This is a genomic window from Cohnella endophytica, assembly GCF_003628305.1.
Lineage (GTDB): Bacteria > Bacillota > Bacilli > Paenibacillales > Paenibacillaceae > Cohnella > Cohnella endophytica.
Map to the genome: position 1 here is coordinate 183299 of NZ_RBZM01000009.1, position 25621 is coordinate 208919.

General features: G+C 52.4%; 14 protein-coding genes. 2 read left to right on the forward strand and 12 right to left on the reverse strand.

Features of this window, described 5'->3' with window-relative positions:
- Positions 1 to 5 precede the first annotated feature (5 nt).
- The 5 genes from D7Z26_RS21080 to D7Z26_RS21100 form a co-directional block, all read right to left on the reverse strand.
- Positions 6 to 1286 carry an ABC transporter substrate-binding protein gene (locus D7Z26_RS21080; protein ID WP_120979006.1) on the reverse strand — a complete coding sequence of 427 codons (1281 nt, stop codon included), beginning with the start codon at positions 1284 to 1286 and terminating at the stop codon, positions 6 to 8.
- A gap of 135 nt (positions 1287 to 1421) precedes the next feature.
- Positions 1422 to 2639, reverse strand: a complete 1218-nt coding sequence (locus D7Z26_RS21085) for a response regulator transcription factor (protein WP_120979007.1) — start codon at positions 2637 to 2639, stop codon at positions 1422 to 1424.
- The gene (locus D7Z26_RS21090) at positions 2614 to 4368 is read right to left on the reverse strand and encodes a cache domain-containing sensor histidine kinase (RefSeq protein WP_120979008.1); all 1755 of its coding nucleotides are present in this window, start codon (positions 4366 to 4368) and stop codon (positions 2614 to 2616) included. Before D7Z26_RS21090 ends, D7Z26_RS21085 begins: the two co-directional genes overlap by 26 nt.
- Before the next feature lie 142 nt (positions 4369 to 4510).
- Complete coding sequence (locus tag D7Z26_RS21095) at positions 4511 to 6214, reverse strand: amylo-alpha-1,6-glucosidase (RefSeq protein WP_120979009.1); 1704 nt, start codon at positions 6212 to 6214, stop codon at positions 4511 to 4513.
- 228 nt (positions 6215 to 6442) lie between these two features.
- Positions 6443 to 7330: an AraC family transcriptional regulator gene (locus D7Z26_RS21100; RefSeq protein ID WP_120979010.1), complete on the reverse strand. Its 888-nt coding sequence runs from the start codon at positions 7328 to 7330 to the stop codon at positions 6443 to 6445.
- Positions 7331 to 7441: 111 nt separating this feature from the next.
- Here D7Z26_RS21100 and D7Z26_RS21105 point away from each other — a divergent pair, with 111 nt between their 5' ends.
- The gene (locus D7Z26_RS21105) at positions 7442 to 8575 is read left to right on the forward strand and encodes a Gfo/Idh/MocA family protein (RefSeq protein WP_120979011.1); all 1134 of its coding nucleotides are present in this window, start codon (positions 7442 to 7444) and stop codon (positions 8573 to 8575) included.
- 6 nt (positions 8576 to 8581) lie between these two features.
- Here the strand turns inward: D7Z26_RS21105 and D7Z26_RS21110 are convergent, their stop codons facing one another.
- The 7 genes from D7Z26_RS21110 to D7Z26_RS21145 form a co-directional block, all read right to left on the reverse strand.
- The gene (locus D7Z26_RS21110; RefSeq protein ID WP_158602388.1) at positions 8582 to 10198 is read right to left on the reverse strand and encodes a response regulator transcription factor; all 1617 of its coding nucleotides are present in this window, start codon (positions 10196 to 10198) and stop codon (positions 8582 to 8584) included.
- Positions 10199 to 10200: 2 nt separating this feature from the next.
- Positions 10201 to 11940 carry a sensor histidine kinase gene (locus D7Z26_RS21115; protein ID WP_120979013.1) on the reverse strand — a complete coding sequence of 580 codons (1740 nt, stop codon included), beginning with the start codon at positions 11938 to 11940 and terminating at the stop codon, positions 10201 to 10203.
- Positions 11937 to 13421, reverse strand: a complete 1485-nt coding sequence (locus D7Z26_RS21120) for an extracellular solute-binding protein (protein WP_120979014.1) — start codon at positions 13419 to 13421, stop codon at positions 11937 to 11939. The genes D7Z26_RS21115 and D7Z26_RS21120 overlap by 4 nt, the downstream gene beginning before the upstream one ends.
- 143 nt (positions 13422 to 13564) lie before the next feature.
- Positions 13565 to 14401 carry a carbohydrate ABC transporter permease gene (locus D7Z26_RS21125; protein WP_120979015.1) on the reverse strand — a complete coding sequence of 279 codons (837 nt, stop codon included), beginning with the start codon at positions 14399 to 14401 and terminating at the stop codon, positions 13565 to 13567.
- Between the two features lie 11 nt (positions 14402 to 14412).
- Positions 14413 to 15303 (reverse strand): carbohydrate ABC transporter permease, encoded by an 891-nt coding sequence (locus D7Z26_RS21130; protein WP_233567094.1) that lies wholly within the window; start codon positions 15301 to 15303, stop codon positions 14413 to 14415.
- A gap of 52 nt (positions 15304 to 15355) precedes the next feature.
- A complete protein-coding gene (locus tag D7Z26_RS21135) occupies positions 15356 to 16693 on the reverse strand; it encodes an ABC transporter substrate-binding protein (protein WP_233567096.1) in 1338 nt (445 codons plus the stop codon).
- A gap of 656 nt (positions 16694 to 17349) precedes the next feature.
- Positions 17350 to 19614, reverse strand: a complete 2265-nt coding sequence (locus D7Z26_RS21145) for a DUF4832 domain-containing protein (protein WP_158602389.1) — start codon at positions 19612 to 19614, stop codon at positions 17350 to 17352.
- Between the two features lie 416 nt (positions 19615 to 20030).
- Between D7Z26_RS21145 and D7Z26_RS27340 the strand changes: the two genes are divergently transcribed.
- Positions 20031 to 25562: a DUF4832 domain-containing protein gene (locus D7Z26_RS27340; RefSeq protein WP_158602390.1), complete on the forward strand. Its 5532-nt coding sequence runs from the start codon at positions 20031 to 20033 to the stop codon at positions 25560 to 25562.
- Positions 25563 to 25621: the final 59 nt, after the last annotated feature.

Genomic DNA, 25621 nt, shown 5'->3' on the forward strand with positions numbered 1-25621 from the left:
TTGGTTTATTTCAAGAAGCGCTGGCTGTCTTTCACCGCTTCGTTTAAAGCATCCTGCGCTACGCTGCCGTGCACGACCGCTTCCACGGCCGCCGACAATTGACGGTTGACCTCGTTCCACTTCGCGTTCAGCAAGAACGCCGGCGTGTTGTCGGAACGTTCGAGCATCGTGTAGAAAGGCTTATACAAAGGATCCTGATCCTTCTTCAGCTCGTTGACCACGCTGACCCGAACGGGCAGATCGGCGGTGCGCATCTTGATCGCTTCGTCGGAGGCATAATATTTGATGAACTCCCACGCGAGCTCCTTCTGCTTCGAATCCTTGGCGATGGACAACGCGGACTCCGCGATGACGCCTTTGACCGGTTTTCCCGGGAACGCGGGCATTTCCACCGTACCGACGTCGATACCCGCCGCTTTGAACGATTCGAGCGGCCAAATTCCGCTCTCCCACATGGCCAGCTTGCCGGCTTTGAAAATATCCTCGCCGCTTTGTTGGCCTTTGCCTCCGACCAGTACCGCGGAACCGTTCTTCACGAGATCGCCGAACATCTGGATCGATTCGGCGGTTTCTTTGCTGTTCATGTAGCCGTCGATCGTCTTGCCGTCGTCGGAGATGAACGAGCTGCCGTTGCTCCATACGAAGCCTTGCAGGTCGTACGTATCGTTCGAAGCGCGAACTCCGAACCCATACTGCTTTTGGGCTTTGTCGGTCAGTTTCTTCGAAATGTCCTGGAAGTCGCTCCAGGTCCAGCCGTCCTTCGGATAAGGAACCTGCGCGGCGTCGAAAAGCTTCTTGTTGTAATACACGACGCGCGTCGTGAAGCCTACCGGAATGCCGTAAAGCTTATCGTCGATCTTGCCGTAATTGAATAGTCCGGAATAGAAATCGTCCATGTTGAGACTCGCGTCTTGCGAGGCATAGCTATCGAGCGGCTCCAAGGATTGGTGGTACGTCGGGAAATCCCACATGTACATCACGTCCGGAGGATTGGTGGCGCCGAATCCCGCGGCTAGCTTCTGATCGAAACCGTCCGCGTAAGCTTCCACCTGAACCTTCGTTCCAGGGTGATCTTGCTCGAACTTCTTGGCGATGTCTTGCTCGATCTTCAGGGCGTCGCCCGTATCCCAAGTCGCGAAGCGGATCGTCTTCGATGCCGCGGAAGTTCCGCCGGAAGAGCTCGCGGTCGCGGAAGGTTGCGCGCCATCGTTGTTGCCGCCGCATCCCGCCAACAGGCTAACGGACATGGCCGAAACCAGGACAAGCATGGAACTTTTTTTTCTCATTCGAGCAGCCTCCCCTAACTGTTTATGAAATAGATTGAACCGCTTTCATTGTTATTGTAGCTAACATGAAAGCGGTTCAAAACCGACAAGTATTCGATCATTTGCGCGTTTTTGTTAGGTTGCCGCCCCGGGGTGTCATTCTGTTCGGGACGCGCCGTCTTTTTGTTGCGCGCGGTAGTGGCTAGGCGTCGTACCCGTGCAGCGCTTGAACCATTTGCTGAAATATTTGCTATCGCCAAGTCCCGTGCGTTCGGCGATTTCCTGCATCGTAAGCGTAGTATCCTTAAGATAACCGTAAGCGAGCTTAAGTTTTCTTTTATATTGAAAAGCGACGAAGCTGTCTCCCACCGCTTTCTTGAACATGATCGAGAAATGGCTCCGGCTGAGCCCCACCTGACCGGCCACGTCGCTGACCGACCAGTCGGCCGCGGGATTGTCGCACAGCAGCTTCACCGCTTTCCGGATCGGACTTGGCCAATCGGTTAGCGATACCCCGTACGTTTTCTCCAATTCCGCTTCCCCGTGCAACGACGAGATCGCTTCCAGCCGGTCTTCCGGCCGAAGCAGTGGACCTCTCTTAGCCCAGTGCAGCAATGGAAATTGTCCCTTGTTTTCCACGAGTAAGCCGTCCGCCGCCTCCTTCATGGACTCCGGCACGAGCCAATAGCAGCGTTCTTCTCCGTAATCGATCATCGCCCCGTCCCGTCTAAGCCCATCCGCCCATTCCGCGCCGGCCACGAGCTGTTGCCAGGTCGTTCCGCTGCCTGCCGTCTTGATCAAGTACGCGTAAACCGGCTGATCGCCCCAATTCCAGCGATCTCCGGAGCGGCTCTCCATCTCGCGCGCGAATTTGTCGCTATGGCCGGTGAGCCACGCATAGAGCATGGTACCGCTCTTGTCTTCGGCGGATTCCGTTTCCGTATTCGGTTCGGTCGCCTGGATAGGAACGTCCCGGGAAACGGAAAGCTCCCTTTGGAACTTCCCGAGCATCACTTCGAGCTCGTCGTCCTCGAAAGCCGTCTTGAGCAAATAACCCGACGCTCCCAGCTTAAGGCCTTCCTTGGCGTATTCGAAATCCCGGTGACAGCTGAGCAGTACGATTCTCGTGTCGGGCTCCGCTTCCTTTACTTTGCGGGATAGCTCGATACCGTCCATCTCCGGCATTACGATGTCGGTAATGACGATTTCCGGCCGATGCTCCAAGAACGCCTCCCAGGCTTTGCGTCCGTTCGGGGCGTCCGCCACGACTTCCATTCCGTACGCGGCCCAAGGCACGGTAGCCTGCAGCCCTTTACGGACGATGCTCTCATCGTCGGCGATTAACACTTTAATCGGTTTCGTTATTTTCTCCATGCGGGGTCATCTCCTTCTTGGGCCATAGAATGACGATCGTCGTGCCTTCTCCCGGCGAGGATCCGACTTTTAACCCGTATTGTTGCCCGAAATGCAGTTTGAATTTCTGATTCGCGTTTTGTAAGCCAAGGCCTCCTCTGCCTTTACGCTTCGCCCCCGGAAGCAGAAGCCGTTTCAGCTTCTCCTGAGGAATCCCCGCGCCGTTATCGAACAGGGTAAGCCGAAGCAGATTGCCCGTTTCCTCGATTGTTAACTTTATGATGCCTTGGCCGTCTTCGAAGCCGTGGAAAAACGTATTTTCGAATAGCGGCTGCAACGTCATGCGGGGAATGAGGTAATGCTTCAGAGCCTCTTCGCAAGTCACTTCGTATTCGAAGACGGGTCCATAACGCACTTCCTGGATTTTGAGAAAATGCTCGATGATTTGGAGTTCGCGACCGAGCGGAACGAGCTCCTGCGTAATATCCAAATTGCCTTCCAGCACCATCGTCAAGTGGTACAGCATCTGGCGGATATCGTCGGCGCCCTGGAGCTTGGCCTTCCACTGGATGGAATTCAACGTATTGAACAGCAGATGCGGATTGATCTGGTAATGGAAAGCCTTAAGCTCCGCTTCTTTCTTAAGCCGTTCGTTTCTCTCGACCTCGCGAATCAACGATTGGATGCGGCCCACCATGTTATTGAAGCTAATATCCAAGCTGCCGAGCTCGTCTTTTGCTTCGACTTTCGTACGGGTGTGAAGCTTCCCGATGCTGACCTTCTGCATCGAATCCTTCAACCGACGGATTCGGGCGGTAAACCGGGAAGAGAACAAATAGGCAAGACCGAAAGCGAGCAAGCACGATGCGGCCGCGGCGATGATCGTATTGGACCTGATCATGCGGGACGAACGATAGAAGGCTTTGGCGGGCAGCCGGGCCTCAATGGTCCAAACGTTCGCTTTCAGCTTTCTGTTCCATACGATGTCGCTCTCGTGCGAAGAAAATTCGGACGCGGTTTCGTAAATGGAGCGCCCCGTCGAATCGCTGACGACGAGATGGGCTTGCGTATCGTACTCGAAAAGCCGAAACATCCGCAGAAGCTCGTCGGCATTTTCCTCGATTAGGATAGTGCTTCCCCGCAGCGCACCGTAAGGGTTATTGATCGGCACCGCCAAGCCTAGCACGGGTTGACCCGGGTTTTCCTCATCCGCTTCTTGAAGTCCGTGATTCTGCGAATAGAAACCCAGCCAATATTCGCCCGTGTAAGCATCGGGGATGGATCGCCATTCCGGAATGCGGTTCAGCTTGGCGACGTCGAGATTATTTTCCCCATAATAATAGCCGGAGCGGGTAATAATATAAATGCCGGACGTTCGTTCGGTTTTAAGCGCTTTCAGAAAATCTTCCAGATTATTCTTATCCAGGATTTCTTTATAAGTCGTTGGAATATCTCCGCCTAAACCTACGCGCGCCGGATCGAGCAAATACGAGTAGATTGTTTCCGTCGTTTGGTTCATCCGGTTGAGATAGGTGCTTGTTTGCTGTTCCAACTGCGCTACGGCGTTCTCTCCGTATTTGCCGAATTGCGAGTTCACGGTCTTCGCCGATTGATAATAAGACAAGGCGCCGAGAGACAACAGCGGAATGATCGTCACGATCAGAAAACAAACGAGCAGTTTGGTGCGAATGCTCCGGTAGGACCCGGACAAGAGACGGGCGGCTAGTTGCTTTAATGGCCTGAACTTCATGATCTTAAGCCTCCCCTCTTTCTCCGCCTAGCATAAGTACCTGAAGTGTATCATGAACAAAATCCGACATCCAATACGGCGAAACGGCAAAAGCGCTTCCCCTCCGGTTTTTTTGACCGAAAAGGAAAGCGCATATGCTGCTTTATGAACAATATTCGTTAGCCAAGATCAGAAAGACGCTCGAAGTCCACGTGAATGCGCGATCTCGCAGTCCTTCGCCCGTAAGCGCGTCGAAATTCTCGGCCATTCCGCTTCGGGATAACATGTCGCAGAAGCGAATCGACGCCTCCCGGGCAAGCTCGCGATCGCCGGCCGCCGCAACCCCTTCGACCAAAAGCATCGTCGAAGGCGCCCAAATGGGCCCCCTCCAATATCCGTCCGGCGTGTAGTAAGGACTCGCCACGCTTTCGGTCGCCCAGCCGTTGGCCGTCAGGAATCGGGTTTCGTCCCTTAGTCCTTGCAACAGCGCTTCGCGGACCGGTTCGGGCAATCGCTTGCCGAGAACGATCGGCACGAACATCAGCAAGCTATCGCCTTCGGACCGTTCATGCGTGCCCGACCGGCAAGCCTGGAACCGGCCGTTTTCCCAGAAGTGGGCAAGCATTTTCTCCAACGTATGTTCGGCAAGCCGTTTCCACTCCGCCGACTCATCGGCGAACCCGAGTTTCGCCGCGATGTCCGCCAAAACTTCCGTCTGCAGAATAAGGTACGCGGCGAGATCCGGGCTCTCTACCGGAATCCCGTTATTGAAAGCCGTGCTGTTATCCCAGCCGGAATCATTGCCGTGATTGTATTGGGGCATCCCGTCCCCGTCATCGTCGCGGTACCGGAACCACCAATTCGTCCACTTGGAGAGCGGTCCGTATACTTCGCGAAGCTGCGCTTCTTGGATGTACTCCGTTCTCTCCATCATCCAGGCGAGCGTCCATCCGTGGATCGGCGGCTTGTTGCAATTCCAAAGCTCGTATTTATCGTTAACGAAATCGGGGATCAGGCCGCTCTCGTCTTGCCGGTCGAAGAATAGCATGAATTGATCCCACGCAAGCCGAGGATCGTGGCGCACGAGCGCCATCGCGTTAAAGCAATGGTCCCAGCTCCAAATATTCGTCATCCAGTTCTTAGACATGTACATGGCCGGACGGGTCAGACAGCCTTCCGCCGGAACGAGACAGCTCCAAGTGATGTAGGCGGCCAGCTCGCGGGCATCGCTTAAGGAATTCGGCACCGAAAGGCTTCTGTCGCGCCATAAAGCGAATTCCGCTTGAACGCGCGCGATCGCATCATCGAACGGTTCCCATTCCGCTCTCGGTTCCCATACCGTTCGAAACTCCTCGACCGCGAATTCCGCGATTCCGGATGCCGGGTCCGGCGTGAACTCTGCGATCACATAAGAGCTCTTGATTTTGTCCCAGGGCACTTCCGTCCGTAGTTGCCCTTCTAGCCCGATGAGCATAAAGCGGCATTCGTGCGTAAAGCTGTTCACTTCCCAGCGGTTGGCGGCGGCTTCGTAGGCGTAATCGTAAGCGGCCGTTCGGAAGATTAGGCGCAGCCCGCAGCCGGAGGAGCGGAATCTGGCCGTGCTCCGATCGGAAAGGCAAATCTCCGCCCGGCCGGAAGCTCCGGCGTTCAGGCGAATCCGTTCGGGAGAAGCTTCCGCTTCGAACGGAACCGCCTTCCCTTGCTCGTCCAGCATCTCGATGCGGAACGCCTCGCCGAACTTGTCGTCGCCTCCGCGCACCGTGCGCAAATACAAGCCTTGCTCTCTATCTTTCGCCTCGGGCAGCAAAGAAATCGCCAGAAACGATTCCCTTCTGCTGAAAGGCACGATGTTCAGGTCGAAGTTCATGTGAAGTCTCCTTTGCGGTACGGAATGCGCTTGATAAGGTATGCGCTTTCATTGTAACGAATAGCGGCACGCGAAAGAACCGACGGTTGTTCTCGTCGGTTCGCGTTTCTGTTCTATGGAAACTTCTTTTCGTTTCAGGGGTGTCTTTTTGTTCGATCATTGTCGCGCTATTGTTCGATTACGGGGCTTGTATGCTGTCAATTCATTGGGATTTCCGAATATCCCCCGCTACTCGATGCGACTTCTTGCCTTCACGGATTTGGCGTATTCCGACGGGCTCATGCCGCTTATTCGCTTGAAGGCTTTGGAGAAATAGTGAACGCTGCTGAACCCTAGTAGGCTAGCGATTTCCGTAAAATTGTGCGTTTCCTCGCGAATGGACGCTTTGGCTTTCTCGATTTTCATGTTCGCGAAGTACTCCATGATGCTTTTGCCCGTACTTTTCTTGAACAAGTCCTTCAAATTCGATTGAGCGACATGAAAGGTCCGACCTATTTCCGCGATAGACAATTGCGCTTCGAGCTTGTCTTCCATGTATCGGACAATGGCGGATACCAATTGGTCGTTTCCTTTTTCTCTCGGCAGCCGGGAGAGCTTGAGGCCGCTTTCTTGCTGTGAATCCCTTCGCAGCAAAATGATAAGGAGCGTCTCCAAATAGTTTTTCAGCAATTGTTCGCCACCGAGCTGCGGTTGCTGCTTCCGTTCTAGCGGATAGCCGAAAGGAAAAGAGAATGCGTTCGAGCCTTCATGAATGATCCGGGCTAACAGGTCGCGCTCCTCGTCATGAAGCTGGATCACTTTGTCCGCGAATTTCTCCATCTCTATCGCATGACAATCAAACGTGATTACGATCACGTTCGGCGCTCGCCCGTGCATCGCGGAGAAACTATGAAATTCGTTGGGCTTATGAAAAATCAGAGTCCCTTGTTTAAGGAGGTGCCTATTCGTATCGGCAAGCACCTCGATTTCCCCTTTATCCACGTAAACCATTTCCCAGAAGTCGTGCTTCTCCCCGCTGAACACGTAATTTTTGTCGAATTCGAAATAAAACATCGTTATGATGCTACGAATATCGAATATGACGTTCAAATGAGTGCGCTCCAGCTCGACGAACATGCCTTTCACTCCTTCTGCAATGACAAAAAACGCGGCTTTCCTGACAAAGAAAATCTACTCTCTTCCCCTTATAATAGGAACAGTTCATCCATTGCTAAGGGGGAATATTCGATGAAGTTGGGTATTATCGGTTACGGAGAGCGTATTCGGCATGTCGTCAACGAAGTCATCAAGGAAGACTCCCGATGCGAGATCGCCGCGATCGTGGACATCCGTAATCAAGAAATTCAGCAGCAGCGGCAGCCGGGATTGGAACAGACCCGTTTCTGGGATACGACCGAGGAAATGCTCGCCAAGTCACAGTTGGACGGAGTCCTGATCGGAACGCGCTGCTTGCTCCATACCGAGATGGCTTTGAAGGTTCTGCCGACAGGCATTCCGCTGTTCCTCGAGAAGCCGGTAGCCACGACGATGGAGGATCTGCGCAAATTAAAAGCAGGCAGCGAACGGACGCATTCTCCCGTCGTCGTATCTTTTCCGCTCCGCGTGACCTCGCTCGTTCAACTGGTCAAGGAGATCGTCGATTCGGGTAAAATCGGAACGGTCGAGCATGTTCAAGCGATCAATAACGTCCCTTACGGCGGCGTCTATTTCCATAATTGGTACCGTGACGAAGCGTTAACAGGCGGATTATTCCTGCAGAAAGCGACTCACGACTTCGATTACATCAACTATGTTCTTCAAATGCAACCCGTCAGCGTGTGCGCGATGACTTCCAAGCAGATTTTCAAAGGAGACAAGCCTGCCGGTCTCCAATGCGCGGACTGCAGCGAAAATAGAACGTGCGAGGAAAGCACGGCTTTCGCCGCCCCGGAAATCAGAGATCGTTGGACGCACTGCAGCTTCGCCCAAGATACCGGCAACGAAGATTCCGGAAGCGCGCTGATCCAATACGAGAGCGGTATGCACGTATCGTATTCCCAAAATTTCTTTGCCCGTAACAAGGCCGCTTCACGCGGTGCCCGCTTCCTCGGCTACAAAGGAACCGTGGAATTCGATTTCTATACGGGCACGGTTAAAGTATTCATGCATCACACCTCAAGGGTAGAGACTTATGTCATCGATGCCGAGGAAGATCATTTCGGAGGCGATCGCGCGCTCGCCCGTAATGTCGTCGAATTGATGCAAGGACAGGGAACATCGGTCAGCTCGCTCGATGACGGACTTCTAAGCGCGTTGCTGTGTCTCAAGGCGAGAGAGTCCGCACAATCCGGCACGTTCCAGAGGATAGATTGGCAATCCTAATTTCGACTACAAGCTGTTCTTATACTCCTGCGGAGTTACCCCGAACTGCGTTTTGAACAATTTAATGAAGTATTGCGGCTTCTGGTATCCGACTTCGAGGGCGATTTGATTGATCTTCATCTCTTTATCCCTCAGTAGCTGAAGGGCTTTATCCATTCGCAAACGTAGAACGTAACCGGAGAAATTCTCGCCCGACTCTTGCTTGAACAGGTTAGAAATATAAACCGGGTGCAAATGGACGTAATCCGCGACGGATTGAAGCGTGACGTCTTTCAAATGCTCGCCCACGAAGCGGTATACCCGTTCCATCAGATCCAGTCGCAAATTATCGGAACGGCTGTCGCTGTAGGCCTTGAGCTGGCGGAAACTGCCGAACGCCCACTCCCTTAAAGGCTCCGCGCTCCAACTTGCGTCGGCCTTCAGCATCTTGTCGATATCTCTTCCGAATACTTCGAACATTCGCTTGCCTTTCTTGTGGACGAAATAAGAATACGCCTGGAGCAGCGCTACGTAGATTTCGAAGCCGTATTCATTGGTATTGTTCCCCTGTCCGTCCAGCTCCTCGAAGATCCGCGACAGCTTCTGCTCGAATGCCCCCCATTGCTCCACTTCGATGAGCTGCATGAGAGTCGGCGCCGCGTACAAATCGGCTAGCAGACGGATCTCCTCGAACTCTTTCTCTTGAACGACATTCAGAAAACTCTCGGTCTGATATCCGATGAAATCCGAATAGGTGGATAAGGCCGAATGGTACATGGCGGTCAGTTCTTGGGGAAATAATCCCTCCCGGCTAACTACGATTGAAACTTTAGTCTTCAAATACAGTTTGATCTGATGCTGAGCTAGGCGCGCCAAAATTTCCACGTCGGCAGCCGTTTCTTTGCCGGTATCGTTGGAAGTTTTCAACGGCTGAACAAGAAAGATCAAATAGTCATAGGGATCCTTGCAATGCCAAACATGAAAGCTCTTGGAGAAAACCTCTTCGGCAATATTGAACATCGCGTATTCAAGCAAAGAGACGCTATAAAGATCCGTATGGGAATAATCCTCTTCCACTCGGAGACAGATCAGAATCGTCGGCTCCTCCAGACAGAAAGGCAACTCATAGAGACGGATCTTATCCTTGACGACGGACAACGGAATATTTTTGCCCGACAGTAGATCATGGAAGAGAGATTCCTTGAGCTTAGGCATACTCTCGCGGAACAAATAAGAGATCTTCTGTTGGTTGATCAGTTGTTCGCCCTCTTGCTCCATGTCGGCGATTAATCCGCGGAGCGTTTGTTCCAATTCTCCATTGGACACCGGCTTCAATAAATAATCGCTAACCTGTTTCTGCAGCGCTTCTTTGGCATATTGAAACTCATCGTGGCCCGTCAGGATAACGGATTTGATGTTATTCCACTTCTCGTTAATATGCGAGATTAATTCCAGCCCGCTCATGCCATTCATCTGAATATCGGTGACGACGATATCGATGGCATGGTAACCCAGCAATTCCAAAGCTTCCTCGCCGGAATACGCTTTGTGTACCGCCGTGATTCCCATCCGTTCCCAAGGTAGACCGATTGCCAGACTGTCGACCAGATGAGTATGGTCATCCACGATCAATATTTCGTACACGGCTATTCCCCCGCTTCTCCTGATGGCTTCGTCTCCGAATTCATTTCGTATTTCCAAGTGAGCTCCACGCACACTCCGCCAAGCCGCGAACCGTAAAGGTGAAGCCCCGCACCCTCGCCGTAAAGCAGCTTTAACCGTTGATGAACATTTTGCAAGCCGGACTCGATCTCCTGATCGTTGGCGAGTCGGATTCTAGAGAGCATAGCTTCCATTAGGGGCGGTTCGATGCCAAGTCCGCTGTCCTCCACGGTCACTCGCGCCATCTCTCCGTCCAGCCACCCTCGAATCTGAATCATTCCGTATTCGGTTTGATTTTTGAAGCCATGAAGGATCACGTTCTCGACCAGCGGCTGCAGAATCAATCGCGGAACTTCCATCGGAAGCATGCTCGGATCCACGTCGATCTCGAACTCGAAACCGTCCATTAACGAATCATGGATTTGCAAATAGTTGCTTACCAACTCCAGTTCCTCTTCCAACGTAGCCATTTTCCGCCCCGTCTTGGTCGTATACCGGTAATATTTGCTCAAGTTCATCGTCATCGAGACAGCGGCTTCTTTCTCGTTCAGCTCTACCATGCTCTTGATATAAGCGAGCGTATTATACAAGAAATGGGGATTGATCTGGGATTGCAATTGCTTAAGCGTCGCTTCCTTGGAGCGCAGTTGCTCCTTGAATACGTCCTCGATCAACTCTTCGATTTTGGATGCCATAGAGTTAAAGCGGTCGTATAGAAAACGAAATTCCCCTTTGGGCTTATCCTTCATCCGGCTGGAATAGAGACCTTTCTCGATGAGATTCATGCTCTGCATCAGCCTTCTGAATGGGATTTGAACGTTCCGGTACAGGACGAAAGCCAGATACGCTCCCATGAATATCATCATGCCGCTGATCGAGTAAAACATCGTTTGGTTGCGTTGAATGGGCGCCATTACCTGCGTGATCGGAACATAATCGACAAGATACCATCCAAGCGAGTTTACCTTCTGATAGTGGACTTGATAATTCATTTTCTCTGCCTGCAGCAGGAGATAACCGCCGTCAAGCGAAGGCTCGTTCGTGAACCCGGCAAGTAATTCGTTGGTTAGAACCCGATTGGAGGAATTATTGTAGATGGGATCCGAACCGGGCTGATACAGAAATGGATCGCCGGAACCGTTCGTCTTGAAATCGGTCAAAGCGCTTCTCACTTCCGCCTCGTCCACCTTCAACACGACCCGCATATCCACATCGTTCGATTCCGCCGAACCGTCGGGGTAAGATAATACTTCCATGAAATACGCTCCCTTGGCGTCGGGATAATATTGCCAGAACGTGTCTTGTTTCGGCAATACGGGTGGAAGCGCATTCAAGTTGGAATTACTCTTGATCACATTTCCCACTCTTGGATACACGACCGCTATGACCGCCTTCCAGCCGCCGTATCCGGCTAAGCGGTTAATTTCCTCGGAAACCGTTCCGACGGTACGGAATTGTTGAAGATTATCGTTCAGCAAGTCGGGATAGGCCAAGTTGCGGACGTCCGTGCTTTCGTAAAGCATCTTCTTATACGTATCCAATTGAAAAAACATCTGCTCGATCTGGCCCGCAAAGGTCTCGATTTGAAACTTTTTCACCTTAATGATTTCATCCGTCAGGACTCGAGTGCTCGTTCGGTTCGAGAAGGCATACAAACCTAAAATCGGAGCTAACAGGAGAAGAAGCGTAATCGCCAATTTGGCAAAAGTTCCGACTTTAATCATTTGTCCCCCGCTGAAGCCTGAAATTCGGAATATTGTTTCTTGAGTTCCGCGAATACTTTGTCGTATCCGGCCTTCTTTAGGGAAGCGAGCGCTTCCTGAAAATTGTCGTCGTAATTAACGAGCCCCGTATTGATCGGCTCGAACCTCATCTTATAGACGGCCATTACCCGGGCCAATTCGCTCTTGACCGGTTCCTCATTAAAGTGGAAGCCGAATAACCGGGAAATCCGCGCGTTATCATCGTTGGTCAGCATATCTTCGATCACTTCGTCATCCACGTTGGTCGGAGCCGTAAAATAATTTTTGTTCCGCCACATCCACTCGTACATGAGTTGATCGTTGGTCAATAATTTAATTTTACCGTTTTCCAACCGATAGTCCTTTCCTTCGACGCCGTAGATGATGAAGGTGTAATTTTCTTTGTTTTTCAAAATCCAATTCATGAACATCATCGCGCGCTCCGGATTTTGGGCCGCGGTCGGAATCATGTACGCCTCATTGCTGGGCGCGAGAATATATTTCAGCTTCCCCGGGGCGAGATAATATTCCCGAAGCTTAGCGCGGGGATCCGCCTTTTGAGCGGTTTGAAGATTTTCCATTGCGCGCGAGACGGCGCCTACCCGGAAAAGCAGCTTTCCCGCGTTTTCCTGGTCGATTTTGGAGGCGGGATTACCGATCAGGTTTTTATCGATAATACCCTGCTCGACCCATGACTCTCTTACATGGGCAACTTTCTTGTAAAGATCGGTTTCCAGATAACTGATCATTTCGCCCGTAGCTTCATCCACCGCAAACAATTGGCGCTCATCCAAAGCGGTATAATTGTTGTCCGAAAGCTCGCGCCACAATACCTCTTGGCCTCGATCGGTTTCCAAATATCCGTAGTAGCTAGGATCCTTGGCATGCATTTTGGCATAGAAATCTTCCAGATCCTTGATCGTTCTGATTTCGGTCATCCCAACCGATTCGAGCAAATCTTGACGGACCATGACAGAGGTGAATTTGCCTGCCGACGTGAAGGCTTGGGAAGGAATCGCCCACTGTTTCCCCTCGATTTGATCCAGCTTGAAATTGTCGGCCGGAATGTTTTTCGTTAGATCCGCGCCGTATTTCGCTAGAAGCTCGTCAAGAGGCTGAATATAGCCTTTCGTTTTGTAGCCGGAAACAAAGGGGGTTCCATACCAGAAGAGATCGTATTTCTCTCCCGTAGCGAGAGCTAGTTCCAACTTCTGTTGATAGTTCGCCCAAGGGATGTACGTGAAATCAAGTTCCGTATTCAGATCTTTCCTGAGGCGCTCGTTCAATTCATTGTTGACGAAATCTCTCATCCGATCCGACTCATCGCCCGGCATGATCACTTTCAGCTTAACGATAGGTTTCGTCAATTCGGGAGAAGCAGGCTGATCTTGATCGTTGCTGCACCCGCTAACGAAACCGATTGCCAGAATAAGCAGTACTATCCCTAGCCCACGACGCCTCACTCTAGTAACCCCTTTCTCTCTCCGGCCGTTAAAGCTATTATCTACTTCAGTTTGTATCCTATCAAGATATAATGGAAATAAGGATGACGCTACCCCTAAAGGAATAGCGTCGGCTTGTACCGTCTATTTGAGTACTCGTAGGATTAGCCTTTATGCGCGCTGAAGGCCACGCCTTCGATAAATCTTCTTTGGAAAATAAAGAACAAGAAAATCATCGGAATAACGGCCATGATCGCCCCGGCCATCAGAACCGGGTAATTCGTTCCGAACTTGGATACCAGCGTGGCCAGTCCCGCCGATAAGGTCAGCTTTTCGGGAGAACTGTTAATGATCAACGGCCATTGCAGTTCATTCCAAGACCATAGAAGCTGGATGATGACAATCGCGACCAAAGCCGATTTCACCAAAGGGAGCATGATATGCCAGAAAATCTGGAACGGATTGCAACCGTCCAATATCGCCGCTTCCTCCAGTTCCTTGGAAATGCCGAGGAAAAACTGCCTGAGCAAGAACGTGGCGAACGGACTGATAAGTGAGGCGATCCAAAGAGCGGTTACCGTGTTTACCAAGCCCAACTTGTTCATCATCATATATTGCGGCGTGTAAAATACCGGATTCGGAACCATCATGACGGAGATGATGAGAAAAAAACAAATCGAACGTCCGGGGAACTGAATCCTGGCGAACGCGTAAGCCGCCATCGAGCTGAAGATGATGGGAAACAATGTTTTCATGAACGCCGAGAAAGCCGTATTGAAATAATAATACTGAAACGACGACTGCTTAAACGCCTCCGAGTAACTGTTCCATTTCAAGATGGAGGGGAAAAACTTGACCGGTATTTGGGTGGCTTCCATCGGCGTCTTTACGGATGTCAGGATCATCCAAAGAAACGGAATGATCATGACGGCTGAAATCGCGATCAGAACCGCGTGAATCACTAGATTCGTTCGCTTGGAAGATAGGGTATGACTCGTCATGTCGGGCCTCCTTAGTCGTAAACGACCCATTTCTTCTGGAATAAAAATTGAACGCCCGTCAGCACGAGATTCACCAACAATAATATGTTAACGATGGCCGCACCATAGTTTTGATCATAGTAAACGAATGCGTTCTGATAGTAAGCATAGACAAGCGAGCGGACAGCCGGCAGCGCTACGTTCGTCTTCCCGATCAGCATGTAAATCGAATCGAAAACTTGCGTAGCTCCTATCATCAATACGATGGTCGTAAAAAACAGCGTCGGCGTCAGCAACGGAAGCGTGATGTAACGGAACTTATTGAATCCAACCGCTCCGTCGATTTCGGCCGCTTCGTACAACGTTCTCGGAATGCCTTGCAGCCCCGCCAGAATGAGCAGCATATTAAAGCCGATCGCCGCCCATACTCCGACGATGACGAGCGAATACATAGCGAAACGAGGATCCGAAAGCCACGAAACATGCGTTCCCAACGCGTAATTGACAAGACCGTAATCCTGGGCGAACAGAACGACCCATACCATCGCGGCCGCAGCCGGCATGGTGACTTGCGGCAAGAAGTAAATGACCCGATAAGTAGATCGTCCCCTAATTTTCGCATTCAGCAATACCGCGAGAACGGTAGAGCATACAAGCGTCAGCGGCACGAACAGAACCATGTAAAATAGCGTGTTCCTTAAGTTTCTCCAGAATTCTTGATCCTTGAAAAGCTTCTCGTAATTTTGCGTTCCGACCCAATGATTAACGAGACCGAAGTTTTCGGACTTCAGAAATCCCAAGTAGATCGAGTAAACCGCGGGCCAACTCCAGAACAGCAAAGTTCCGATCAGAGTCGGCGCTATCATGACATATGCCCAGGCATATCTGCTCTTCGTATTCATGGCCATCACCCCTTCGTTCATCGAAGGCATTCCGCCGTAACGGAATGCCTTCGAATGGATCGTATAAGAATCGTTATTTGTTGTCGGCGATCGCTTGATTCATCATATCGGCTACTTTTTTAGCGGCATCCTCGACCGAGATCGCACCGCCCCATGCTTGAGACATAATTTCCGGCTCTTTGGCGAACCAAACCGGATACGCCTTCGTTCCGCTTGGATACGGGAACGCGTCGGCTACTTGATCGATGAAGATTTGCAAGTTCAAATCGGGTTTGGATTTCACCCATGCGTCTTGCGTACCGTTAAACGCCGGGATTGCCGCACCCATCTCCGCCGTAATTTCCGACGCGCGTTTGGAGCCGAGGAACTGGAGGAAGAGGCTCGATTCGTCTTTGTTCTTGCCCTTGGCGGACATTACGTTGCCGAGACCGTTAATAATGTTGCCGCGTTTGACTTTTCCTTTAGGAAGCGGTGCCCAGTTCCATTTGCCGTGAATGATTTCGCTGCTGTCGATGTCTCCGTTACGCCAAGAGCCTTCGAAAATCATGGCGAGCTTGCCGGATTTGAACATATCCGTCGAATCGGTGTCCGTCATTTGCTGGTGGGTCGGGGAGGATTTGTCGAGAGTCATTTGATAACGGAATTTCAACGCTTCGATCGAGGCTGGTTCGTCATAGCCCGATTTGGTCTGATCGTCCGAGAGAATATGACCGCCGTTGGCTAGCATATCGTTCCAGTAGCCGGTTTGCGTATCCATCTTGGCCGCGAAGCCGTAAATGCCTTTGTCCGGCTGGGATAACTTCTTGGCGACTTCCGCCAACTTGTTATAATCCCACGTGTCGTCCGGGTAAGGTACGCCCGCTTGGTCGAACAGCTCTTTGTTGTACGCGAGACCGATCGTATCGAAGTCTTTCGGTATACCGTAATTTTGGCCATCGAGCGTGTAAATGGAACCCAGGTTGGCCGCATAATTGTTCAGATCGATGATGCCGGATTGTACTTTATCCGTAATCGGTTCCAAGAAACCGCCGGTCGCGTACTTGATGAATTGTCCTCCGTGCATCCAGAAGACGTCCGGCAAAGTGCCTGCAGGCGCCGCGGCCGACATCTTCGTCCAGTAATCGCCCCAAGGAATGACTTCGACTTTTACTTTGATATTCGGATTCTGAGCCGTAAACTCTTTCGCGATCGCTTCCATTGCCGGCTGTTGGTTTTTATCCCAGATGGTATAGCTGATCGTGACGTCTTTCGCGGGTTTTTCACTTGCTTTCTCGCTTGCTTGCCCGTTATCGGCCGGTTTGCTCGCTTCGTTTCCGTTCTTGTCATTTTTGCTGCTGCACCCTGCCAAAGCCAAGGTCGCAACCAAGGACAAGCTTAATACCGAGGTAATCGTTTTGTTGCGGAACAACATTTCATTTCCCCCTCAAAGTTTTTGTGGCTGGCATCTCACTCAAAACTTCCGAAAAATTTTGCGCAAATTTTTCGAACTAGAATATCAAGTGCACTTTTGACATCTTCATCATAAAGCACGATGCCAGCGCAAAGAAATGCCACATTTTAAAGATATCCGCCCTATTCTTAAGATCATTATCTTGAGTTTGGGGAAGGTGAAGATCATTTTCTGTGAAAATCGTAAAATATAATAGCGCAAATTTTTTATTATATTTGCGCAAATTCAAGAAAAGTAACTTTCCATAGGGGTTATTGCATGCTATCCCATTTTGGGGTAAGTGAGTGCTGTTACGATGTTTTTCATCGCAAGAGGGATCAAATTCGGACTTTTTACCCTCCAAGCGACGTTCTTGCAATGTTTTTCATCGCATGCTATCCCATTTTGGGGAAAGCGAGCGCTGTTACGATGTTTTTCATCGCATGAGTGATCGAAATCGGGCCTAATAGGCTCGTATTGTCGTTGTTACGATGTTTCGTATTGTTAGGTCAAAACGAGAAATGGCGACGCAGGGATAACCTCCCTTCACGTCGCCACTTCTACTTATCAGCGCATTTTCGGTTCATGCGGGCTGTCCGCCATGCGAACGAACTTACTTCCGGCTAGCCCGACGCCGCTTATTTCCCCGGGTTCGATATTTTCACTTGGCCTAGCTTCAACCATCCGTCGGTACCCTGATCCTTATTGGCGAACATGAATTTAACGGCTTTGGAATTGAGCTTCTCAAGCGGATTAACAACGCGCATCAAGATCTCATAAGAGCCGTTCGCCAGCTTCGGATTTTGCGTGATCGACTGGAAAGCGGCGCTTTGATTGCCTTCGGAGTCATTCGGCAGCACGCCGCTGATTTTCCAGTTCACGACCCAAGTTTTAACGATTTTGCCTCCGGACTTCGCCGCGAGTTCTACTTTCCAATCGTAATAGAACGGCGCGACTCCGCGATTTTCGATTTCCACGCCGACCTTCAGCTTTCCTGCGGATCCGTCTAAGTAAGCTTTGGACACCTGGTACTCGTATCCAAGACTACGCGAGCCTTCTTTCGCCCTCTTAAGCGCATCCCCCGATAGCGGCACCTGGAACACGCCTTGGTTCATCAGGAACGAAGCATGCGTCAGCTTCAGGCTATCGTAATAATCTTCTCCTTGTTTGCCGTCGATCGGTTTCGCGGGATCATTGTAGCGAGGCGGGTCGTTGTTCCACATCGGAATTTGGATTTCCGGCCGCATCTCTCCGCCCATCGGCCGCTTCTTCCAGAAGTCGGTATCGCCAGCCGTAATTGCCCGGCCCCAGAAATGCCAGTCTTGACCTCCCATGCTAAGAGGGAGCGTCTCAAAGGCAAAAGAGTCGTCATGGTATCCGATGTCGTAATTTTTCGTCTGGAACGTATCGTTGGCTATAGGATTACGCACCACGAGACGAGTGTAATCGAACGCTTTGTCCATGGCATCGAGCACGCGTTTCTGGTTCGCTTCCGACGGCATCCAATTGGCTAAGCGAACTGTCTCGCCCTTCTCGTCCTTGAGCTCGTTTCCTTTATCGTCTGTCACCGGCGTCCAGCCGTCATACGGCCAAGTATGCCACTCTCCCCAGAAACCGATTAATCCGACCATGATGAATCCCACCCGCGTATCGCCGTCATAGCGTTTGCCCAAAGCGGCGGTGAAGCTTTCGAGAGCCGCGATCAGTTTCTGATCGTTCCAGTCCGGAGATACGCTGGTGGCTTCCTTGCCGTTGTCGAATTCCGTGTAGCTATGCGTCCGCAGCCCGCCATCCAGCAAGAACTTCGGTATGCCCGACGGTTTGTTCGGATAATCCAAGTAAAACCGGAATACCGCTTGATGCCCGCGGGATGCGATTTCGTTCAGTTGCTTGTCGAAGTGAGTCCAATCGAATTTGTTCTGACCTTTCATCACCTCGCTAAGAGGCTCGTAGAGAAACTCGAGACTGTACGGCATTTGGCTCGGACGGTCGCGCCAATCGTCGCCCTCCTTGTAGAAGCCCTCCTTGCCCGCGTCCAGAAACGGCAAAAACCCTTTCAGCGGATTATCGATCGGCGCTTGTTTGTAAGTTAGTTTATGAGTACCGGCGACAGTCGCCCATGATGGAGCTTTCGGCCCCGTCTTCGGAGCCGCAGGCACTCCGGGGTTACTTGTGCCGCCTGAAGACGATGAGGTTCCATAATACCCGACATCGTCGATCTGAATGATGTTGTTCGCATGAGCGGTTGGATTATATCCGAATTGGAAACCGGTCATTTTGCTCGGGTCCAATCGAGCGCCGCATTTCCCCTGGTCTCCTCCGCACTGCCATGCAGCTTGGTTAAATTGATCCCAGGCAATGCGTACTGTCCCCTTAAATCCTGCTTCGACATGAAGCGATCCTCCGTTGAATTTGACCGTTTCCCAACTGCCCTCCTTCTTCGATACTTGCGCCGCCCCATCCATTTTCAGATTAAACGCCCCATTGGCCGCGTTCGTCTTCGCTTCCATGCCGAGGTCTAACGCTTTACCGTCAGATGTGTCGTTATTCAGCCAGAAGGTCACCCCTTCGAACCCCGAAGCATCGCCGTTCGCCTCCGCAATGGGATGTAATATGTTCGCCCAAGTAGCCGAGGAATCCTTAACGGTCAGCTTCAGCGTTTGGCTGCCGCTTGCTTTGCCGATCCCAATGGCGACCGATCCCGGCTTATCCGACCAATCCAGCCTCCAAGAAGCCTGCAAAGCAGCGTCGTCCGCATAGCTTTCGTAGTCGTCGATAATCGGCGATACCGATGTGCCCGCCGCTTTCGCGGAGTAACTACCCGCCCCCGCTAGGGCGATTACGAATGCAAGCGCAATCGCGCCAGCTTTCTTGAGAAACAATCCTTTTCCCGTTTGCCGCATATCCTTCATCCTCCCGCATATTTCATTTTGCATCCAAACAAACCACGCGCCCCAACAACTCAAATTACCCCCTAACGCCTCCTTCTCCCATGATTTAAGCAAATATTTGCGCAATTATTTCAAGCGGATTATAGCATGTAAGCGCTGTTATTGTATAGAATGATTCATTTGAACTCCCCGTTTTCGAAAGGAAAGTTATTAAACAGGCATAAAGTAGCGTTGAAACTGTGAAAAAAGCAGTTATAATGTGGGTAAGTTGCGCAAATATTTTCTTTAAATCGCGCAATTTAGAGAGGATGGTTTTGTAAGGTAGGCTAATCGCATGCGAATCGGAAAATAAGGGGGTGAGGCGACCTTTCCGACATCATTTAGATGAGATCTTCATGGGAACTCAATAAAAACGTGGAGGTACGATGATGTTAAAAAAGAAGCTTCTCGCGACCTTGTTGACCGTTCTTCTGGTTACCGGCCTGTTGCCGGCTTATGTGGCTACCGCTGCCTCTTTTACTTTTAACCCCGATAACGCAAGCGTTTTCTCGAACCCGGAGCGAGGATATCATAACCGGTACGAGATTATCAACGATCCCTCCGTCAACGACTACGCCAGCTCCGCTACGAGCATCGCCGGCTTTAACCCGGACATGCTGGACCGCACCTTCGCCCGCGCCAAACAAGCCGGGAACACCCTCATTCACAGCTATATCCACCTAGACAAGTACACGAACGCGGATCAACTTCCTCAGGCTCTTCTCGACAACTTGTCCTCCGGTCTCGCGGCCATACGGGCGGCTGGATTAAAAATCGTCCTTCGCCCCGCGTACGCTTGGTCGGGATCGCCGACCGTTCCCGAAAGCCGCATCTTGGGGCATATTCAGCAAATCGACGCGGTCATATCGGCCAACGCCGATGTCGTTCTCCATCTGGAAGCCGGCTATCTCGGACCGTGGGGAGAATGGCACACGAGCCAATATACCGATCCGTTCAACCGAACGGATGCCGACACCCGCTTTCGCATCATCAAGAAAATTTTGAGCACGACGCCCTCCTCCATTCCGCTCGTCATTCGTTACCCGATTTTCATCAAAGAGGTTCTTGAGCTTCCGACTCCATCGGGGACAACCGCATTGACGCAAGACGAGAAGGACCGGGTCGGCTTCCACAACGACTGCTTCCTGTCCGATAGCGCGGATATGGGAACCTACGACAACAACTCCTGGATGGGCTGGTTCTATGTCGAACAGAAGAAGCAATGGATGTACGACCTGGCCACTTCTACAGGCGGAAATAAAATGATGGGCGGGGAAACGTGCGACTCCGCGGGTAGCAACGACTTAGCCGGCGTAAATGTCCAGTCGGAAATGAGCAAGCTTCATTTTACCGAGATCAACGAGGATTACGCGGCCGTAAACACCAACATCTGGAAGAACGCCAACCTGTCCGCTTCCGGCAACGATCCGGCGGAAACCGCTTTTACCCGGATCAAGCGAAAGCTCGGTTACAGACTGCGTTTGATCGACGCCAACTTCCCTACAAGCGCGAGCCCCGGCGGCAGCTTCAGTTTCTCCGCCAATCTGAGCAACGACGGCTATTCCGGCATCATCAAATCCCGCCCCGCCTTCCTTGTATTCGATAACGGAACGCAGCGCTATAACGTCCAATTGTCCGGCGTGGACGTACGGAAATGGTTAAGCGGACCCGTCGCTTTATCGAGCCAATCCGTTACCCTTCCGGGCAACATGGTCGCCGGAACTTACAAATTAGCCCTGTGGCTACCGGATGCGGACGCCAACTTACGCTCGCGGCCGGAATATTCCGTCCGGTTCGCTAATACAGGCACATGGGATGCCGCCAAAGGCTACAACGTCTTAGCAAATTCGATAACTGTCAGCGGGAACCCCGTCGCGCCCGAAGCACCGGCGAACCTGCAAGCTTCTCCGGGAAATAGCCAGGTTACTTTGACCTGGGACGTTTCCTCGGGAGCGAGCAGCTACACGGTCCTACGCTCCGTCACGAGTGGCTCCGGCTACGCGCAAATTGCCAGCGGCCTTACGTCCGCAAGCTATACGGATACAGGGTTGACCAACGGAACGACTTATTACTACGTGGTCAGAGCCGTTAACACCGTTGGAGCAAGCGGCAATTCGAACCAAGCTAGCGCAACCCCGGCAGCCCTCTCGATTCCTACCGCTCCCGCTTTGTTAACGGCGACGCCGGGCAATTCGCAAGCCGTTCTGGCTTGGGCCGCTTCCACGGGAGCGACTAGCTATACGCTTCTCCGCTCGACGACCAGCGGAACGGGATATACCCAAGTCGCCACGGGCATTACCGGCACCGCTTATACGAACACTGCATTGACGAACGGGACGACCTACTATTACGTCGTTCGCGCAGTAAACGGAGCCGGTAGCAGCGGCAACTCGCCTCAGGCGAGCGCGACCCCTTCCGCTCCGCAACCGGTAATGATCGATTCTTTCGCCAACCAGACGGCTTTTAACAACAAGAAAAACGATCTGAACCAAAGCTTCAGCTGGACGATGGACAGCTTGTATTACGGGTCGGACAGCACCGGAAACATCGTCCTGAACTCCGGCGGAAACGGACAATATTTGCAGGAAAACGTTAATCAAAGCTTGGCCGGAGCAGGTAATTTGATAATCCGGGCACGCGATTGGAGCGATACCGACACCGAGAGCCATTGGAATGTCGTGCTGAATGACGGAACAGACCACACGATAGGACCAATTAGCACTTACGGAAACATTACCGGCAGCTATACGGATATCACCATACCTCTATCCGCATTTAACGCTAATCTTGCCAATACTCAATACGTGCGCATCGTTCATCGAGACGCTACCTACGCCGTCCTTCTGATCGACGCGATCTCCGCCGATGGCGGAGGTTCCGGCGGAAGCGGCGGAGCGGATACGGTCGCGCCTTCCGTTCCGGCAAACCTCGCTTCCACGGGCAAAACGAGCAGCTCGGTCAGTCTTTCTTGGAGCGCATCGACGGACAACGTGGGTGTCACGGGTTACATCGTCTATCGCAACGGGACGCAAGTCGGCACGCCGACGGGAACCAGCTTTACCGACTCAGGGTTAAGCGCCGCCACCTCTTACAGCTATACCGTCAAAGCTACGGATGCTGCAGGTAACCAATCGGCGGCCAGTTCACCTTTATCGGTAACGACCGATTCGAACAGCGATACAGTCCCGCCTTCCGTTCCCGCCAACCTCGCCTCCACGGGTAAAACTAGCAGCTCTGTCAGCCTCTCTTGGAGCTCCTCGACGGACAATGTGGGCGTTACGGGCTACATCGTCTATCGTAACGGGACGCAAGTCGGCTCCCCGACGGGAACCAGCTTTACCGACTCGGGATTAAGCGCCGCCACCTCTTACAGCTATACCGTCAAAGCAGTTGATGCCGCAGGCAATCAATCGGCGGCCAGTTCGCCGCTATCGGTAACGACGGATGCGCCCTCCTCGCAAATTAGTTACGAGGCGGAAGCGGCCGGCAATACGTTAGCAAGCGGAGCCGCGGTCGCTTCGTGCAGTACTTGCTCGGGCGGCTCCAAAGTCGGTTACGTCGGAAACAACAGCGGCACCCTTCAATTCAATGGGGTGACTCCCGCTAACTCCGGCAGTCAGACGGTCAAAATCTATTATTTGAACGGAGACGCCAGCCGCTCCGCGCAAATCAGCGTGAACGGCGGTTCCCCCGTCACCGCGAACTTCCCGAACAGCGGCGGTTGGAGCACCGTTGCGTCGATTGACGTAACGCTATCCCTGAACGCAGGAACAAACACGATTAAGTTGTCGAATTCCAGCGGCTGGGCGCCGGATTTCGACAGAATTACGCTAAGCGCACCGCCTGACACCATCGCCCCCTCCGTTCCTGCCAACTTAACTTCAACGGCTAAGACAAGCAATTCCGTCAGCCTGTCGTGGAGCGCTTCGACGGATAATGTCGGCGTAACGGGCTATGTCGTCTACCGGAACGGAACCTCCGTCGGCACGCCGACGGGAACCGCGTTCACCGATACGGGACTTACGGCAAACACCTCCTACAGCTACACCGTCAAAGCAACGGATGCTGCCGGGAACTTGTCGGCCGCCAGTTCCACGCTCGCCGTCACGACGAACGCGCCGGATACGCAAGCGCCGACCGTACCGACCAACCTAATCTCGACGGGCAAGACGAGCAACTCCGTTAGCCTTTCATGGAATGCTTCGACGGACAACGTAGGCGTTACGGGCTACATCGTCTTCCGGGGCAGTACGCAGGTCGGAACGCCTTCCGGCACCAACTTTACGGATTCTGGTCTAGCGGCAAGCACCTCTTATACCTACACCGTCAAAGCAACGGATGCCGCAGGGAATGTCTCGGCAGCGAGTTCCCCGTTATCCGTCACGACGAATTCGCCGCCTCCGGGAGGAAACGCTTCGACCGTTCCGGGCGGAGTCCCTGTCAATCCTTACGCGGTAAACAGTCCGGATGCATCGCTTGCGGTTCATTCCTTGGCGAAGGGAACCGACCCGGTTACCAATCCGCTGAAAGGCTTCGCGATCTGGTTCTATCCCGGCGACCACGCGGATAAAACAGCGACGCAAGGCGGAGGGATCAACAACTCGATCGAATGGAAGTATTTCGGCTTAGGCGAATTGATGACCGGCACGAATTCATACGATTGGGAGCTCGTGGAGAAAGCGCTGGACGAAGTCGCTTCCCACGGCAAACAGCTTTCGCTCCGGGTCGCATCCTGCGAATCTTTCTCGAGCAAAGACATTCCGGACTTCCTCATGCCGCAAGTGCGCAACGGATGTATCCTGAACTACGATTCTCCGGTCGTTATGCAGGCGTTCCAGAACTTCATCGCCGCGTTCGGCGCCAAGTACGACGGCGATCCTCGCATCGCCTTCATCCACATGGGGCTCGTCGGCCGATGGGGAGAATGGCACACTTGGCCGAACGACGGCAGCAACGGCACCCAGAACTGGATGATGTCGGATGCCAACGCGAATATTATTCTCGATGCCTATAACGTGGCGTTCCAAAAAACGCGCGTGGAAAACCGCTATCCGCGGTCCGGCGGAGGAACCCATCTGACGACGCTCGCGCGCATCGGCTTCCATGACGATTCGTTCGCCTACCGCGAAATGGATCCCGCCCTCGGACGCGTAGGCAGTATGACGCTACCCCTGTCGATGAACGGCAAGTCGGATTCGCAGCTGACCCAGGCGTTGATCTTCGGATCGGAGAACAAATGGGCGACGGCTAGCTTCGGAGGCGAAGTGCGCCCCGAAGTTCAGGGCAACCTGTTCGACCCGGCTTCCGCTACCAAGGACGACGCGTTGACGGACATCGAAATGTCCCATGCGACCTGGATGATCTGCCAGAACTGCAAATACAACAAGAACGATCCGAACGAAGTGAGCGCGTGGCAGAAGATGGGGTACAATTTCTATGCGAAGAACGCCTATTTCAACAACACGGTGTCCGGAAATTTCAAAGTCGGGGTGCAGATCGAGAATACCGGAGTCGCTCCGTTCTACTATGGCCCGGACATGTACCCGGTCGAAATCGCTCTGAAGAACTCTTCCGGCGCGATCGTCAAGACATGGACAACCGATTGGGATTTACGGACGATCATGCCGAAACAAGTTCGCGCGTTCCCGGAATGGAACGTATCAGGCAATCCGACCTACGTTAATTTCGGCCAGCCGCAGTATTTCGACGCGACGGTGAACTCCGCGGGTGTCGCAGCCGGATCTTACAAATTGGTCATGCACGTGTATAACCCCCTCTGGAAAATCAAAGAGGCGGACGTGCGCGCCAAAGGCCATATGCCGAGTTACTTGCCTTGGAACAACCCGCTTCCGATCCTCTTCGCTAACCAAAGCCAAGGAGCGGACGGTTGGCTCGATCTCGGCTCGATTACGCTTCAGTAAGCATTCCAAGTAACCCAAAAGCAAAGAGCTTGGCGACAGACTCGCCAAGCTCTTTGCTT

What these genes read in the sequence shown, in the direction of transcription:
- D7Z26_RS21125 (WP_120979015.1), bottom strand. Translation starts at nt 14,401, where the DNA reads ATGACGAGTCATACCCTATCTTCCAAGCGAACGAATCTAGTGATTCAC.
- D7Z26_RS27340 (WP_158602390.1), top strand. Translation starts at nt 20,031, where the DNA reads ATGTTAAAAAAGAAGCTTCTCGCGACCTTGTTGACCGTTCTTCTGGTT.
- D7Z26_RS21100 (WP_120979010.1), bottom strand. Translation starts at nt 7,330, where the DNA reads ATGTTCGTCGAGCTGGAGCGCACTCATTTGAACGTCATATTCGATATT.
- D7Z26_RS21105 (WP_120979011.1), top strand. Translation starts at nt 7,442, where the DNA reads ATGAAGTTGGGTATTATCGGTTACGGAGAGCGTATTCGGCATGTCGTC.
- D7Z26_RS21130 (WP_233567094.1), bottom strand. Translation starts at nt 15,303, where the DNA reads ATGAACGAAGGGGTGATGGCCATGAATACGAAGAGCAGATATGCCTGG.
- D7Z26_RS21135 (WP_233567096.1), bottom strand. Translation starts at nt 16,693, where the DNA reads ATGTTGTTCCGCAACAAAACGATTACCTCGGTATTAAGCTTGTCCTTG.
- D7Z26_RS21085 (WP_120979007.1), bottom strand. Translation starts at nt 2,639, where the DNA reads ATGGAGAAAATAACGAAACCGATTAAAGTGTTAATCGCCGACGATGAG.
- D7Z26_RS21145 (WP_158602389.1), bottom strand. Translation starts at nt 19,614, where the DNA reads ATGCGGCAAACGGGAAAAGGATTGTTTCTCAAGAAAGCTGGCGCGATT.
- D7Z26_RS21115 (WP_120979013.1), bottom strand. Translation starts at nt 11,940, where the DNA reads ATGATTAAAGTCGGAACTTTTGCCAAATTGGCGATTACGCTTCTTCTC.
- D7Z26_RS21080 (WP_120979006.1), bottom strand. Translation starts at nt 1,286, where the DNA reads ATGAGAAAAAAAAGTTCCATGCTTGTCCTGGTTTCGGCCATGTCCGTT.
- D7Z26_RS21095 (WP_120979009.1), bottom strand. Translation starts at nt 6,214, where the DNA reads ATGAACTTCGACCTGAACATCGTGCCTTTCAGCAGAAGGGAATCGTTT.
- D7Z26_RS21090 (WP_120979008.1), bottom strand. Translation starts at nt 4,368, where the DNA reads ATGAAGTTCAGGCCATTAAAGCAACTAGCCGCCCGTCTCTTGTCCGGG.